At 70.1% G+C, this 14,189-nt stretch carries 13 protein-coding genes; 5 read left to right on the forward strand and 8 right to left on the reverse strand.

All coding sequences use genetic code 11. The annotated features are described in order from the left end of the window. Positions 1-13: 13 nt before the first annotated feature. The 5 genes from MIC98_RS01115 to MIC98_RS01135 form a co-directional block, all read right to left on the reverse strand. Complete coding sequence (locus MIC98_RS01115) at positions 14-1,459, reverse strand: MFS transporter (protein ID WP_239734998.1); 1,446 nt, start codon at positions 1,457-1,459, stop codon at positions 14-16. A 391-nt stretch (positions 1,460-1,850) separates the two neighbouring features. After that, positions 1,851-3,443: a glucan biosynthesis protein D gene (locus MIC98_RS01120; protein ID WP_239734999.1), complete on the reverse strand. Its 1,593-nt coding sequence runs from the start codon at positions 3,441-3,443 to the stop codon at positions 1,851-1,853. A 224-nt stretch (positions 3,444-3,667) separates the two neighbouring features. Next, on the reverse strand, positions 3,668-4,480 hold the full coding sequence (mutM, locus tag MIC98_RS01125; protein WP_239735000.1) for a bifunctional DNA-formamidopyrimidine glycosylase/DNA-(apurinic or apyrimidinic site) lyase: 813 nt from the start codon (positions 4,478-4,480) through the stop codon (positions 3,668-3,670). 140 nt (positions 4,481-4,620) lie between these two features. Then, the gene (locus tag MIC98_RS01130; protein WP_239735001.1) at positions 4,621-4,950 is read right to left on the reverse strand and encodes an EF-hand domain-containing protein; all 330 of its coding nucleotides are present in this window, start codon (positions 4,948-4,950) and stop codon (positions 4,621-4,623) included. After that, on the reverse strand, positions 4,947-6,149 hold the full coding sequence (locus tag MIC98_RS01135; RefSeq protein WP_057639407.1) for a fatty acid desaturase: 1,203 nt from the start codon (positions 6,147-6,149) through the stop codon (positions 4,947-4,949). Before MIC98_RS01135 ends, MIC98_RS01130 begins: the two co-directional genes overlap by 4 nt. Positions 6,150-6,277: 128 nt before the next feature. On the opposite strand from MIC98_RS01135, the gene MIC98_RS01140 reads away from it, so the two are divergent. The 4 genes from MIC98_RS01140 (at position 6,278) to MIC98_RS01155 (ending at position 10,488) form a co-directional block, all read left to right on the forward strand. Then, positions 6,278-7,105, forward strand: a complete 828-nt coding sequence (locus tag MIC98_RS01140; protein ID WP_239735002.1) for an ATP-binding cassette domain-containing protein — start codon at positions 6,278-6,280, stop codon at positions 7,103-7,105. 155 nt (positions 7,106-7,260) lie between these two features. Further along, positions 7,261-8,079, forward strand: a complete 819-nt coding sequence (locus tag MIC98_RS01145; RefSeq protein ID WP_239735003.1) for a phosphatase PAP2 family protein — start codon at positions 7,261-7,263, stop codon at positions 8,077-8,079. A gap of 215 nt (positions 8,080-8,294) precedes the next feature. Then, positions 8,295-9,407 (forward strand): glycoside hydrolase family 18 protein, encoded by a 1,113-nt coding sequence (locus MIC98_RS01150; RefSeq protein WP_239735004.1) that lies wholly within the window; start codon positions 8,295-8,297, stop codon positions 9,405-9,407. Positions 9,408-9,474: 67 nt separating this feature from the next. Next, positions 9,475-10,488 carry a TIGR00266 family protein gene (locus MIC98_RS01155; RefSeq protein WP_239735005.1) on the forward strand — a complete coding sequence of 338 codons (1,014 nt, stop codon included), beginning with the start codon at positions 9,475-9,477 and terminating at the stop codon, positions 10,486-10,488. Between the two features lie 30 nt (positions 10,489-10,518). Here the strand turns inward: MIC98_RS01155 and MIC98_RS01160 are convergent, their stop codons facing one another. Next, positions 10,519-11,076, reverse strand: coding sequence for a hypothetical protein (locus MIC98_RS01160; protein WP_152979537.1), 558 nt, complete (start codon positions 11,074-11,076; stop codon positions 10,519-10,521). A gap of 116 nt (positions 11,077-11,192) precedes the next feature. Between MIC98_RS01160 and MIC98_RS01165 the strand changes: the two genes are divergently transcribed. Further along, positions 11,193-12,233 carry a patatin-like phospholipase family protein gene (locus MIC98_RS01165; protein ID WP_239735006.1) on the forward strand — a complete coding sequence of 347 codons (1,041 nt, stop codon included), beginning with the start codon at positions 11,193-11,195 and terminating at the stop codon, positions 12,231-12,233. A gap of 149 nt (positions 12,234-12,382) precedes the next feature. Here MIC98_RS01165 and MIC98_RS01170 read toward each other — a convergent pair whose 3' ends face one another. Together MIC98_RS01170 and MIC98_RS01175 are read right to left on the reverse strand one after the other, a co-directional pair. Next, positions 12,383-13,612: an alginate export family protein gene (locus MIC98_RS01170; RefSeq protein ID WP_239735007.1), complete on the reverse strand. Its 1,230-nt coding sequence runs from the start codon at positions 13,610-13,612 to the stop codon at positions 12,383-12,385. Between the two features lie 89 nt (positions 13,613-13,701). Beyond that, complete coding sequence (locus tag MIC98_RS01175; protein WP_057640450.1) at positions 13,702-14,187, reverse strand: Lrp/AsnC family transcriptional regulator; 486 nt, start codon at positions 14,185-14,187, stop codon at positions 13,702-13,704. Between the last annotated feature and the right edge of the window lie 2 nt (positions 14,188-14,189).

Below are 14,189 nucleotides of genomic sequence, written 5' to 3' on the forward strand. Positions count from 1 at the left end.
CGGGCAAGCGGGCTCAATGTCCGCCTTCGGCCGCCAGCTTGTCCAGGTCGATGCCCTGCCTGCGCAGGATGCCGGTCGCGCGCAGCGCGTAGAACGCCAGGTAGGCGAAGCAGGCCACGCCGACCCAGAAGCTCATGTGCACGCCCACCTGGTCGGCCAGTGCGCCCTGCGTCAGGCTGACCCAGCCACCGCCCATGATCATCATGATCAGCAGGCTGCTGCCCTGGTTGGTGTGACGGCCCAGCCCGGCGATCGCCAGTGCGAAGATGCACGGCCACATGGTGCTGCAGAACAGGCCCACGCTGATGAAGGCGACGATGCTGGTCTTGCCGGTGGTGAACATGCCGATCAGCAGTGCGACGATGCCGCACAGCGCGAAGTACAGCAGCATCCGCGCCGGGTTGCCGCGGCTGAGCAGGGTCGCGGCGATCATCAGCACGATCACCCCGGCGTAGCCGTAGAACTGCGAGACGTCGTGCTGGGCGATGGCGTTGACCGCCAGGTACACGCCGAAAGCCAGGAACGGCAGGATCAGCATCAGCATCTTCTTCGCGCCGGTGCCGATCTCGAACGCGCCCGCCGCGCCGGTCCAGCGGCCGATCATCAGGCTGGCCCAGTACAGCGACACGTAGGGTGCCAGGTGCTGGGTCTCGATGCCCAGCCCTTCATGCAGGTAGGCCGGCAGGTTGCTGATGGTGGACACCTCCACGCCGACGTAGAGGAAGATCGCGATCATCCCCAGCACCAGCTGCGGATAGGCGAACGCCGACCCCTTGTGCACCAGCTTGGAGGTGTCCTCGGCCTCGTCGCGCGCCACGCCCTCCAGGTCGATGTGGTTGGGTACCGAAGAGAAGCGGATGAACAGCGCCACCAGCACGAAGGCCACACCCAGCACAAGATAGGGCATCTTCACGCTTTCGATGCTGGCCTCGGTATTGCCGGTGGCCACGCTGCCGAAGATCGCCACGCTGACCAGCAGCGGGCCGATGGTGGTGCCGAAGTTGTTGACGCCACCGGCCATCGTCAGCCGCTGCGCGCCGGTGGCCGGGTTGCCCATCACGATCGCCAGCGGGTTGGCCGCGATCTGCTGCAGCGAGAAGCCCAAGCCGACGATGAAAAGCCCCGACAGCATCAGCGCGAACGAGCCGCTGTTGGCCGCCGGGTAGAACAGCAGCGTGCCCAGTGCCGAGATCAGCAGGCCCACGCAGATGCCGTTGCGGTAGCCGATGCGGTTGAGCAGGTCCTTGCCGGTGGCCTTGGAAACGCCGAAGTAGATCAGCGAGCCCACCGTATAGGCCACGTAGAACGCCATCGACACCCACTGGCTCTGCGCCTGGCTCAGGTCGAAGGCTTTCTTGAACACCGGGATCAGGATGTCGTTGCTGGCGGCGACGAAGCCCCAGAAGAAGAACACCGTGATGAGTACACTGAACTGCGACCAGCGGGTTTTCTGTGTCATGTCGTTTGATTTCTTCGTTGCTGTCGTCGTCACCACGTGCGCATCGCGCCCGCTCCCCTTGTGCCCGGCGTGCAAGGCCACCGCTACCGGCACCCCGTGGCGGGCAATCACCCGCAAACACCGCATTGGCGCGTCATCCCCTGCCATGCGTTGCACGTTTCCGCCGGCATGCCGGCGGCACGGACCGTCGGTCGTTGTACGCGTGATCTGACAACGCTGTCAACGAATGCTTGCCGATGCATCGGCTTTCCCACGCAACGGGCGCAAATCACGGATTGCCAAGGGAATTTACGCTGCGCCGCAACATCACTGCCGGCCCGCGCGGCGCACATGAACGCGCATGCAGTCACCGTTGCTCCGCCCCCCCCCTGCGCAACAGGCTCATGTCGGATCAATAGAGCGTGCGTTGTTCCGGCGGCGGCGGCGTGTACTGGTACAGCCAGGTTTCGGTCAGGGTCCTGCCGCCGCTGCGCAGGTACAGGCGCAGGTCGATCTGCTCGCTGGAACCGTCCGGCGGCACCAGGTCGAACATCGCGCGGTAGCCGTCGATCTCGCGCAGTGGCCGCGCCGAGACGATCTCCACCCGGCCGCGGCTGGTTCCCACCACCGCCTCGACCTCGGCCTTGTCGATCAGCGACTGCAATTCGCCGCCTTCGAAATCCACCGCGAAGCGCCACGAGAAATATTCGCGCTTCCTGCCGATCACGCCGCCCAGACCGGTGCGGCTGGCCACGCAGTGCGCCAGCGGCGGTCGCGCCGGCGGCTGCGCACCCCAGTACAGGCGGTAGCCGACCAGCAGCTCCTCGCCCGGCTGCGGCTTGGCCGCGGGATTCCAGAACGCGACGATGTTGTCGAAGGTTTCGTCATTGGTGGGGATCTCCACCAGCTGCACCGAACCGGCGCCCCATTCGCCCTTCGGTTCCACCCACAGGCACGGACGCTTCTCGTAGAACACGCCGTCGTCCTGGTAATGGTCGAAGTCGCGGTCGCGTTGCAGCAGGCCGAAGCCGCGCGGGTTGCGGTCCACGAACATGTTGAAGCGCAGCTGCGGCGGGTTGCACAGCGGCCGCCAGATCCATTCGCCGCTGCCGGTCCACAGCGACAGGCCGTCGGTGTCGTGGATTTCCGGGCGCCAGTCCCAGCCCATGCGGCGGTCGTTCTCGCCCACCTGGTACATGCTGGTGCACGGAGCGATGCCGAGGCGCTCGATCTGCGCGCGCGGGTACAACGCGCTGTCGATGTCCATCAGCAGCACCTCGCCGTTGGTGATGGCGAAACGGTAGGCGCCGGCCACGCTCGGCGAATCGAGCAGGCCGTAGACGACCAGGGTGTCCGAACCGGGGGCCGGCTGTTCGAGGTAGTAGGCGATGAAATCCGGGAATTCCTCCGGCTTGCCCATGCCGGTGTCGATCGCCAGCCCGCGCGCGGACTGGCCGTACTGGCCCTCCTTGCCCACCGCGCGGAAATAGCTGGCGCCGAGGAAGGCGGCGAAGTCGCGGTCGGTATCGCCGCGGGTGTTGAGGCGGAAGCCGGCGAAACCGAGGTCGGCCGGCAGGCGGCTGCCGTGGACGCCGCTGTTGCCGTAGTCGAACGCGGCCGCATCGTAGGCCAACTCCTGCGCCTTGCCGTCGGCCACGTCGAACATGCGCACCGGCGTATGGAAGTACAGGCCGAGGTGGAAGAACTTGGCCTGGAAGCCGCCGGGCCGGTTGGCCCACAGCGCGTGGTCCTGGCGGTAGCGGATGGACTGGTACTGGTCCCAGTCCAGCGCCTCCACTTCCGGCGGCAGCGTGCGCTTGTGGCTGCGGTATGGCGCCTGCGCCAAGGCCCGTGCCTGGCCTTTCAGCGCGGCGAAATCGAACGGCTGCGGCTGGCCGATGCGGCGCAGGCCATGTTGCCTGCCGGCGGCGGCGGCCGGGAGTGACGGCAGCCCGAAGGCGGCCAGCGCCAGCGAGGCACGGCGGAGGAAATCGCGTCGTTGCATGGAGAGCGGCTTGTTGGAAACCCGTGGCATGTTAGGCGCACTCGGGTTAATCGGCAGTAGCCGCGCGCTGGGGGATGAACGCCGACTTCAGCTCGGTCGTGCCACGGGCGCCCGGCAGCGCGGCCGGACCAGCATCGACGGCGGGCACAACCACGGGGATCGCATGCACGCCGTTGCCCTTCCGGCATCGACACCGATCCTCGCGGGTGCAACGGCGAATGCGCCTACCGCTGGCAGTGGCCGCACCACACCGACGCACGCTGGCCGATGCTGGCGTGGCGCAGCGCGCGGCCGCAGCGCACGCAGGCCTGGCCCTCGCGGCCGTACACCGACAGTTCCTGCTCGAAATAGCCGGGCGCGCCATCGGGGCTGATGAAGTCGCGCAGCGTGGTGCCACCGCGGGTGATGGCGTGGCCGAGGATGCGCTTGACCGCATCGGCCAGCCGCGCGTAACGCTCGCGCGACACCTTGCCGGCCTCGCGCAACGGGCTGATGCCGGCCATGAACAGGCTTTCGGCGGCGTAGATGTTGCCCACGCCGACGACGATGCGTTGATCCATCAGAAAAGTCTTGACCGGCGCGCTGCGGCCGCGGCTGCGCGCGAACAGGTGGTCGCCGTCGAACGTCTCGTCCAGCGGCTCGGGGCCGAGGTCGCGCAGCAGTTCGTGGGTCTGGCCATGCGGCTGCCACAGCAGGCAGCCGAAACGGCGCGGATCGTTGAAGCGCAGCAGGCGGCCGTCTTCGAGGCTGACGTCCACGTGGTCGTGGGCGCGCACCGGGGTGTCGCCGGGCAGCACCCGCAGGCTGCCGGACATGCCCAGATGCAGCAGCGCGCTGCCGGCCTCGGTGTCCAGCAGCAGGTACTTGGCGCGGCGGCGGATCGCGGCGATGCGCCGGCCGGGCAGTTCGCGTTCGATTTCCGGCGGGATCGGCCAGCGCAGGTCCGGCCGGCGCAGGATCACGCCGTGGATGCGGCGGCCCTGCAGGTGCGGCTCCAGGCCACGGCGGGTGGTTTCGACTTCGGGCAGTTCGGGCATGACGGGATTGTAGGTGTGGGGCTCGCCCCACACGAGGCTTTACCGGGAAGGCCTCATGCGGGGCAAGCCCCGCATCTACGGCAGCGCATCGAGTCGCGGGCAAGCCCTGCATCCATGAAGTCCACCGTTCGCCCCGGGCGTCAGCGCGGCGGCGCCATCAGTTCGTGGGCGTTGAGGAAGCCGTCGCCATCGGCATCCTGCCGGGCGAAGCGCTGCAGGATCACCTGTACCTGCTGCTCGCGGGTGATCGCCTTGCCGCGTCCGCCGGGTTGTTCTTCCGGCTCCAGCACGCCATTGCCGTCACTGTCCATGCGCTCGAAGGCGTAGAGCATCCATTGCAGGTATTCGTCCGGGCCGACCCGGCCGTCGCCATCGAGGTCCATGCGCCGCAGGTAGTCGCCGGTGTCCTGCACCTGCGCCGCCGCCGGCAGCGCCAGCAGCAGCGTCAGGCCGGCGGCGAGCCGGTTCATGCGGTGGCGAGCGAATAGCCCTTCAGGCGCGCCGCGTAGGCCTGCAACGCGGCGATGCCGCTGGCCTCGGCCTCCTGGCACCACTGCTGCAGGTGCTTCAGGCGCTCGGCGGCATCGTGGGTACGCGCCTCCAGCAGCGCCGACAGGCGCGCGCGGTGTTCGACCAGCAACTGGATGCGCGGGCGCTGCTGCACCCACCGCTGCAACTGCTCGCGGCAATCCGGCTTGAGCCAGCGGCCGTCGTTGACCAGCCCGCGCCGCAAACGACGCGGCAGCAGCTTGCGCAGCTTGGCGCCGGCGGCGGCGGCTTCTTCGCGCAGCGCCGGGGTGAACACGTTGCGCTGGTAGTCGGTCATGGCCTGGAAGCGGTGCGACAGCAGCGCCCTGAGGGTGTCGGCGTCGGGCACGGAGATGTTCGGGCGCACGTCCATCGTCGGCGCCACCCGCAGCACCTTGGCCAGGCGCAGCGCCTGCAGCAGGCGGATGGCCTGCCAGCCGATGTCGAACTCCCAGCGCCGCATCGAGAAACGCGCCGAGCTGGGGAAGGCGTGGTGGTTGTTGTGCAGCTCTTCGCCGCCGATCCAGAACGCCCACGGCGTCAGGTTGGTGGAGGTGTCGGCCGACTCGAAGTTGCGGTAGCCCCACCAGTGGCCGAGGCCGTTGACCACGCCGGCGGCCCAGAACGGGATCCACGCCATCTGGATCGCCCACAGGGCGATGCCCGGCAGGCCGAACAGCACGAAGTTCAGCGCGAACAACAGCACCGGGCCGAGGTTGGCGTGCGGGGTGTAGAGGTGGCGCTCGATCCAGTCCTCCGGCGCGCCGCGGCCGTACTGCTCGATGTCCGCGCGCTGCGCGCGGGCCTCGCGGTACAGCTCCACGCCGCGCCAGAACACGCGGCCGATGCCCTTGGTCACCGGGCTGTGCGGGTCCTCGTCGGTTTCCACCCGGGCGTGGTGCTTGCGATGGATGGCCACCCACTCGCGGGTGATCATCGAGGTGGTCAGCCAGGTCCAGAAGCGGAAGAAGTGGGCGACGAGCGGGTGGAAATCCACGCCGCGGTGCGCCTGGCTGCGGTGCAGGTACAGGGTGACCGCGAAGATGGTGAGCTGGGTGAACACCAGCAGCACCGCCAGCATGCCCCACCAGCCCAGGCCGGCGACGCCGCCGCTGAGGAAGTCGAGAAGGGTGTCGGTCATCGAGGAACTCCGGGGGGCGATCGGTGGCGGTTGAAACCGTGGGTACCCATGATGGGGGCTGGCGCGGCAAACTTCATCCCTTGCCCGCGCCGTCTTTGGTCCAATCCCCCGCCACCGTTCACATCCGAATGCTCTCCACCTCCGCCGCGCCCGCGGCCCCCCTGATCGAACTGGACCACGCCAGCGTCATCCGCGGCCAGGTCCGCGTGCTGCACGAGCTGGACCTGCGCATCGAACAGGGCCAGCACACCGCCATCCTCGGCCCCAACGGCTGCGGCAAGTCCTCCTTCATCAAGCTGATAACGCGCGAGCTGTACCCGCTGGCGCGCGCCGACGGCCACGTGCCGGTGAAGGTGCTGGGCCAGACCCGCTGGCAGGTGGACCGGCTGCGCACGCAGCTGGGCATCGTCACCGGCGACCTGTCCGGCAACCTCGCCGACATGCCGGGGCTGGGCGTGGAGGAGGCGGTGATCTCCGGCTTCTTCGCCAGCTACGTGGTGCCGGCGCACCGCGACGTCACCGACGACATGCGCCAGCGCGCGCGCCACGCGCTGGAACTGGCGCGCGCCTCGTCGCTGCTGGGCCGCAGCTACGCCGAGCTGTCGGCCGGCGAGACCCGCCGCGTGCTGATCGCCCGCGCGCTGGTCAACCAGCCGCGCGCGCTGCTGCTGGACGAACCGTCCACCGGGCTGGACCTGATCGCCCGCCAGCACCTGGTGGACAGCATGCGCCATCTCGCCCGGCAAGGCATCACCCTGGTGCTGGTCACCCACCACATCGAGGAAGTGATCCCCGAGATACGCCGCGTGGTGCTGATGAAGGGCGGGCGCATCGTCGCCGATGGCGACCGCGACGAACTGCTGCACGCCGGGCCGCTGTCCGAGGTGTTCGGCGGCCCGATCGAGGTACGCGAGGAACAGGGCCGCCTCACCGCATGGGCACGCGCCACCGCGTAGCTGTGGGGCTTGCCCCGCAGGAAGCTTTCCCGGTGAAGCCCCCTGCGGGGCAAGCCCCACAGCTACGAATGGCCACCCATGCGGGGCCCGCCCCCCACCTACGGGCAGCCGGCATTGATGCGATGATGCCGCCCCGTTCCACCTTCTTTCCCGCGATGTCCCGTTCCAAGCCCCTGTTCCATGCCCTGGCGCTGTGCGCCGCACTGGCGGCCTGCTCCAGCACGCCGGCCGCCGTTTCCACCGATGCCCCGGCCCCGACCGGCTACCTGCGCGGCGACGCCCTTCCCGACAGCCTGGCGCTGAGCCCGCCGCCACCGGCAGCGGGCACGGCCTGGGCGGCGCTGGACGACGCCGTCGCCGCGCAGGCACTGACGCTGCGCGACAGCCCGCGCTTCCGCCAGGCGCACGTCGATGCCGACCTGGGCTTCCCCGACGGCGCCCAGCAGTTCAGCTGCGCGCTGGGCATCCCGGTGGACGAACGGCACACGCCGGTGCTGATGCGCCTGCTGCAGCGCAGCCTGATCGACGCCAGCGCCGCCACCCGCGCGGCCAAGACCCATTACCAGCGCCCGCGCCCGTTCATGGTCAACGGCCAGCCCACCTGCACGCCCGAGCAGGAGGATCACCTGCGCGGCAGCGGTTCCTATCCTTCCGGGCATACCGCCATCGGCTGGACATGGGCGCTGATCCTGTCCGAGATCGCCCCCGAGCGCGCCACCGCCCTGCTCCAGCGCGGCCGCAACTATGGCCACAGCCGGCTGGTCTGCAACGTGCACTGGTACAGCGACGTGCAGCAGGGCCAGGCGATGGCGGCGGCGACGGTGGCGCGGCTGCATGACGACCTGCAGTTCGGCGCCGACCTGCTGCTCGCGCAGCGCGAGGTCGAAGCCACCCGCAAACTCGGCCTGCCGCTGCCACGCGACTGCGCCACCGAAGCCGAAGCGCTGAAAATCGAGACTCCCGAAGCGCGTTGAGGTTTACGTGTACGGGGCAAGCATCACGGGGAACACCCCGCATCGGGCAAGCCCGGTGCCTACACGTAGATGCGGGCTTGCCCCGCATGAAGCTTTCCCGGCAAAGCACCGTGCGGGGCAAGCCCCGCACCTACCGCAGGTTTCAGGCGTTATCTCGTGCGGCGACGACCGCCTTGGCGGCTAGAGTGGGGCGCCCAGCTTCGTCGAGGTCTTCCATGCCTATCCCACGCTTCCGCCTACACACACTGCTGGCCGCCACCCTGCTCGCATTCACCGCCGCCGCACAGGCGCAGCCGCGCCTGATCGGCTACGTCATGGACAGCCCGGCGCCGCTGCAACTGACGGCCACCAAGCTGGACGTGGTGAACTTCGCCTTCGCCAAGGTCGCGGCGGACGGCCGCGTGTACCTGCCCGACACGGTCGATCCGGCGCGCCTGCGCGCCGTCGTCGGCAAGCGCACGGACAACCCAGGGCTGAAGGTGCTGCTGTCCATCGGCGGCTGGGGCGCGGGCAACTTCTCCGAGGCCGCGGCTACCGTGGCGGCCCGCGCACGCTTCATCGACAGCGGCGTCGCGCTGGTGCACGAATTCGACCTCGACGGCCTGGACATCGACTGGGAGTACCCGACGCTGGGCGACGCCGACATCAGCCACGCCCCCGGCGACCGTCGCAACTTCACCCTGCTGCTGGAGCAACTGCGCGCGCGGCTGGACGGCGAGGGCAAAGGCCGGCGCCATTACCTGCTGACCATCGCCGCCGCCGAGGGCCGCTTCGCCGAGGGGCTGGAGCTGCCGCGCATCGCCCGGTCGCTGGACTGGATCAACCTGATGACCTACGACTTCCACGGCAGCCTGACCCCGACCACCGGCCACCATGCCGGCCTGTCGCGCTCGCCGCTGGCCGCACCGCAGGACCGCGACACCGAGGCGGCGGTGCGCTACTTCCTCGGCGCCGGCGTGCCGGCGGACAAGATCAACGTCGGCGTGCCGTTCTACGGCCGCACCTTCGGTGACGTGGACCCGGCCAACGACGGCCTGTACCGCAGCTTCGCCAGCGACGGCGGTTTCATCACGTGGCAGCAGATCGTCCACACCCGCCTCGGCGCGCCGGGCTGGCAGCGGCACTGGGACGACGCGGCGCAGGCGCCGTATTTGTGGAATCCGTCCGAGCGCCGCTTCATCACCTACGACGACCCGCAGTCGCTGGCGATCAAGGCCGGCTACGTCAAGCGCAACGGGCTGGGCGGCATCATGTACTGGGAGCAGCGCGGCGACGACAACGAGCAATTGCTGGACGTGTTGCACGAGGCGCTGCACGGCGGTCGTTGAACCGCGCCGCATGCGGCCTCCGTCCTTCGTTAGACTTGGCGCCCACCTCCCGCAGCAGGAACCCGCCATGAGCCAGTGGTACTTCCACAATCCCGGCCAGGCCGACCGCGTCGGTCCGCTCGACGACGAGGCCGCGCGCCGCCACGCGCAGGCGCACCGCAACGCACTGGCATGGCGCGAGGGCATGCGGGGCTGGCAGCCGGCCGCGTCGCTGCCGGAGTTCGACGGACAGGCGGCACCGCCGCCGACGCCCCCGCCGGTGGGCGGGCGCGGCAACCGCGCCGACGACATCGACTTCCGCATCGTCGGCCACGAGATGCAGTTCGTGGAGATCGAGCTGGACCCCGGCGAAAGCGCCATTGCCGAAGCCGGCGCGCTGATGTTCAAGGACGCGTCGGTGCAGATGGACACCGTGTTCGGCGACGGCTCGCACAGCGGCCAGGGCGGCGGCTTCATGGACAAGCTGCTGGCCGCCGGCAAGCGCGTGATCACCGGCGAGAGCCTGTTCGCCACGCTCTACACCCACGTCGGCCAGGGCAAGGCCAAGGTCGCCTTCGCCGCGCCCTACCCCGGCACGGTGATCCCGATGAAGCTGGACGAGCACGGCGGCACGCTGATCTGCCAGAAGGACAGCTTCCTGGCCGGCGCGCGCGGCGTGCAGGTGGGCGTGCACCTGCAACGCAAGGTGATGACCGGGCTGTTCGGCGGCGAGGGCTTCATCATGCAGAAGCTCGAAGGCGACGGCTGGGTGTTCGTGCATGCCGGCGGCTGCGTGGTCGAGCGCGAACTGGCCGCCGGCGAGCGCATCGACGTCGATACCGGCTGCGTGGTCGCCTACCACGCCGGCGTGGACATGGACGTGCGCCGCGTGGCCGGGCTGAAGAGCATGTTCTTCGGCGGCGAGGGCGTGTTCCTGGCCACCCTCACCGGCCCCGGCAAGGTATGGCTGCAATCGCTGCCGTTCTCGCGCCTGGCCGGGCGCATGTACGCGGCCGCGCCGCAGGGTGGCGGCCAGGGCCGCGGCGAGGGCTCGGTGCTGGGCGGGCTGGGGCGCATCCTGGACGGCGACAACCGGTTCTGACGGCTGTCGCCGGGCCCTGCCGCGCCGGTTTCAGCGCAGCAGGGCGCGCGCCTCGCGCACGTTCCAGCGGCCGTTGAGCGCGAGCACCACGGCGATGTCGCCGCACAGCAGGACCTCGGCACGGTTGGCGGCGGCCACCGCGCGGTCCGCGCCGGGCAGCATCAGCACTTCCACGTCGCCGATGAAGTCGTGGCGGTCATGGTGCCGGCCACGCACGAGGATGCGGCAGGCGCCCTCCAGTTGCCGCACCACCGGCGCGCGGCCGGCCTCCCGCACCGCGGCCGCGAGGTCGATGACGCTGCCGCGCGGCGCCCGCCAGCTGATCCGCTGCGGTTGCCCGAACCACTCCAGCGCCGTCCGCTCGTGGCCATGCAGGGGCCGCAGCGGCGGTTGCCGCGCCAACACCCGCGCCGCCCGCCGCCGCCGGATCGCAACCCGCAGCATGCTCGCCGCCACCGCAAGCGCAGCGAGTACCGGCACCAGCAATACCAGCCCGAACCAGGCCGACGCATGCGGCACGGCGAACAGCGCCAGCAGGAAGCCGAAGAACAGGGCGAAGCGCCAGATGTCGTGCCGCGGTCCGCGCACGCGGCCTCCTGCCATGAAAACGGTGCCGCCACGCCGCATGTCGCGCCGTGGCCGTTGGCCGCGATTGTGCCGGTTGCGGGTATGCTCTCGCCCTTTCCCGAGCCCGCCGCCCGTCGATGAAACCGCTGCGTCCACGCCTGCTGCTGCCCCTTGCCCTGCTCGGCCTGCTGGCCGCCTGCGGCGGCGGGAACGTCAAGCCCGCCGCACCGGTTGCGACACCGGTTGTTCCGGCCACGCCGGTCGCGCCGGTGAAGATCGGCGTGGCGCTGGGCGGCGGCGCGGCCAAGGGCTTCGCCCACATCGGCGTGATCAAGATGCTGGAGGCCAACGGCTTCGAGCCGGTGGTGGTGTCCGGCACCAGTGCCGGCAGCGTGGTCGGCGCGCTGTACGCCAGCGGCATGGACGCGTTCGAGATGCAGCAGAAGGCGGTGGCGCTGGACCAGGCCAGCATTCGCGACGTGCGCCTGTTTTCCGGCGGGCTGATCGAAGGCCGCAAGCTGCAGGACTACGTCAACGCGCAGGTCGACAACAAACCGGCCGAGCGCCTGAGCAAGCCGTTCGCGGCGGTGGCCACGCAGCTGGAGACCGGCGAGCGCGCGGTGTTCGTGCGCGGCAACGTCGGCCAGGCGGTGCGCGCCTCCAGTTCGGTGCCGGGCGTGTTCGAGCCGGTCAGCATCGGCGGCAAGACCTACGTCGACGGCGGCGTGGTCAGCCCGGTGCCGGTGGATGCCGCGCGCCAGCTCGGCGCCGAGTTCGTCATCGCCGTGGACATTTCCAGCAAGGCCAGCGGCCAGCGCCCGGACAGCCTGCTGGGCACGGTCAACCAGTCCATCGCGATCATGGGCCAGCGCCTGGGCGAGCAGGAGCTGGCGCGCGCCGACGTGGTGATCCGCCCGCAGGTGCTGGACATCGGCGCGGCCGATTTCGAGCAGCGCGGCCGCGCCATCCTCGAAGGCGAGAAGGCGGCGATGGCGGCGATGCCGCAGATCCGCGCCGGCGTGCAGCGCTTGCAGCAGGCGCGCCTGCAACAGCTGCGCGACGCGCAGGCCCGCGCCAGCGCCGCCGCGGCCGAGGCATACCAGCGCTGCCAGGACAGCCGTTCGCGGCTGGAGAAGCTGCGCGGCAAGGAAAAGGACTGCGCCGCGCCGGTGCGTTGATTTTCCGTAGATGCGGGGCTTGCCCCGCGTGGGGTCTTCCCGGCGCTCCTCCATGCGGGGCGAGCCCCGCATCTACAGGTGCTTGATGCGCCGGCGCACTGCAGCATGACGTTCTTCCGGCAAGTCTTCGTGCGGGGCAAGCCCCGCATCTACATCCGGCTGTATTGCACTTGCAGCCAGAGCTTGTCCGCATCCTTGGTACGCAGGTCGTCGCTGCTGCGGTAACGCGCGGCCTTGAGCAGCACGCTCAGGCCTTTCAGCTGCGGGATGGCGCGCTCCCACGACAGGTCGAATTCGCGCCCGTAACGGTAGCTGCCGCGGTCGCTGCGGAAGTCGTGGTACCACGCCTGCGCCTTGCCACCGGCCAGCGGCAGCGCCACGCCGGCATAGGCGTCGCGCAGGCCGTCGGCCGGGGTGGTACCGAACTGGTCGGCCCAGCCTTGGAACGCGTGTTTGGTGGCCAGCGGCGTCTGGAAGGCACCGTTGGCGGCGGGGCCGTGGCCGGCGCCGAGTACCTCGATGCCGGCCGTGCCCTTGGTCCGGGTGCCGGCGTAGCTGGCTTCGCCCAGCCAATAGCGGCTGTCCAGCGCCCACGGGTTGCCGTGACCGTCCACCTGCCGTGCGTGTTCCAGCACGTAGCCGAGCGCGCCGCGGCCGCCCTGCAGGCGCAGGCCGGTGGTGTCGGCGGACAGGGTGCCACGCGGTGCGGCGGCGGCCACGGCGATGTTCTCCAGGTCGAGCCGGTAGTGGTAGCCGGTGATCGCCAGCGCTTCGGCGGGTGCGAAGGTCGCCTGCAGCAGGTGGCTGTCGCCGTGGATGTTGGCCGGTGCGGTGGCACTGGACGTGGCCGGTTCGTCCGGGCCGAACACGGTATTGATGTTGGTGACGAAGGCGTAGGCCAGCTTCCATTGCGCGGTCGGCGTCCACTCGGCCAGCGCACCGTCGTAGGTCTGTTCGTTCTGGCGCCAGCCGGAGCCGCCGACGAAGCGCTGGTTGCCGAGGTTGATGCGCTGGCGGCCGAGCTGCACGTTGCCGCGTGCACCGTCGTAGCGCAGCAGCGCCTGGTTGAGTTCGGCCCCATCCGGGTCGGCCACCGTCGGGTATTGGCCGCGGCCGTTGCGGGTGTCGTTGAAGCGCTCGCCGCCGAGGTGGGCGACGCCATCGACCTCGCCCAGCGCCGACCAGCCGTGCCAGCGCGCGCTGCGGTACCCCAGCCGCAGGCGCGCGGTGTGCGCATCGGCATCGCGGACGATCCCGTCCTGCTCCACGTGCTCGTAGCGGTAGCGCAGGTCCAGCAGCGGCTTGCCGCCGTCATCGGCCGCGAAGGCCGGCGCGGCGGCCAGCAACAGGGGCAGGACGGGGAGGAGGCGGATCGACATGGGGGTTTCTCGTTGGGGTGTGGCCGGCATGCTCCGCGCCTGCCGCCAGCGCCACCATGATGTCGATCAATCCGCGCGCCTGCTGCGGTTCAACTCCTCCCGAGCTGCGCCAGCGGCAGCGCGCGGAACTCCTTGACCGTGCGCAGCACGAAGCTGGAATTGACGTCGGCCACGCCGGCGGCGTTGAGCAGCTTGTCCAGCAGGAACGCGGAGAAGTGGTCGAGGTCGCGCACGTAGACGTGCAGCAGATAGTCCATGTCGCCGGTGAGCGCGTGGCAGGCCACCACCTCGTCCCACAGCTGCACCGCCTCGACGAAGTGGTCGATGGCCGCCTGCCCGTGCTTGGACAGCTGCACCCGCACGAACGCCTGCAGGCCCAGGCCGATCCGGCGCGGCTCCAGCCGCGCGCCGTAGCCGGCGATCACGCCCTCGGCCTCCAGCCGCTGCACCCGGCGCAGGCAGGCCGAGGGCGACAGGTTCACCCGCGCGGCCAGTTCGGCATTGGTGGCACGGCCGTGTTGCTGGATCTCCGCCAGCAGGCGCAGATCCGTGCGGTCAAGCGCGATGGACTCCATTA

Source organism: Stenotrophomonas sp. NLF4-10 (genome assembly GCF_022359915.1).
In the GTDB taxonomy this organism is placed as follows: Bacteria; Pseudomonadota; Gammaproteobacteria; order Xanthomonadales; family Xanthomonadaceae; genus Stenotrophomonas; species Stenotrophomonas daejeonensis.

Bases quoted from the DNA above. Each gene is read 5' to 3' on its own strand.
- MIC98_RS01115 (WP_239734998.1), bottom strand. From the start codon at position 1,459: ATGACACAGAAAACCCGCTGGTCGCAGTTCAGTGTACTCATCACGGTG.
- MIC98_RS01120 (WP_239734999.1), bottom strand. From the start codon at position 3,443: ATGCAACGACGCGATTTCCTCCGCCGTGCCTCGCTGGCGCTGGCCGCC.
- mutM (WP_239735000.1), bottom strand. From the start codon at position 4,480: ATGCCCGAACTGCCCGAAGTCGAAACCACCCGCCGTGGCCTGGAGCCG.
- MIC98_RS01130 (WP_239735001.1), bottom strand. From the start codon at position 4,950: ATGAACCGGCTCGCCGCCGGCCTGACGCTGCTGCTGGCGCTGCCGGCG.
- MIC98_RS01135 (WP_057639407.1), bottom strand. From the start codon at position 6,149: ATGACCGACACCCTTCTCGACTTCCTCAGCGGCGGCGTCGCCGGCCTG.
- MIC98_RS01140 (WP_239735002.1), top strand. From the start codon at position 6,278: ATGCTCTCCACCTCCGCCGCGCCCGCGGCCCCCCTGATCGAACTGGAC.
- MIC98_RS01145 (WP_239735003.1), top strand. From the start codon at position 7,261: ATGTCCCGTTCCAAGCCCCTGTTCCATGCCCTGGCGCTGTGCGCCGCA.
- MIC98_RS01150 (WP_239735004.1), top strand. From the start codon at position 8,295: ATGCCTATCCCACGCTTCCGCCTACACACACTGCTGGCCGCCACCCTG.
- MIC98_RS01155 (WP_239735005.1), top strand. From the start codon at position 9,475: ATGAGCCAGTGGTACTTCCACAATCCCGGCCAGGCCGACCGCGTCGGT.
- MIC98_RS01165 (WP_239735006.1), top strand. From the start codon at position 11,193: ATGAAACCGCTGCGTCCACGCCTGCTGCTGCCCCTTGCCCTGCTCGGC.
- MIC98_RS01170 (WP_239735007.1), bottom strand. From the start codon at position 13,612: ATGTCGATCCGCCTCCTCCCCGTCCTGCCCCTGTTGCTGGCCGCCGCG.
- MIC98_RS01175 (WP_057640450.1), bottom strand. From the start codon at position 14,187: ATGGAGTCCATCGCGCTTGACCGCACGGATCTGCGCCTGCTGGCGGAG.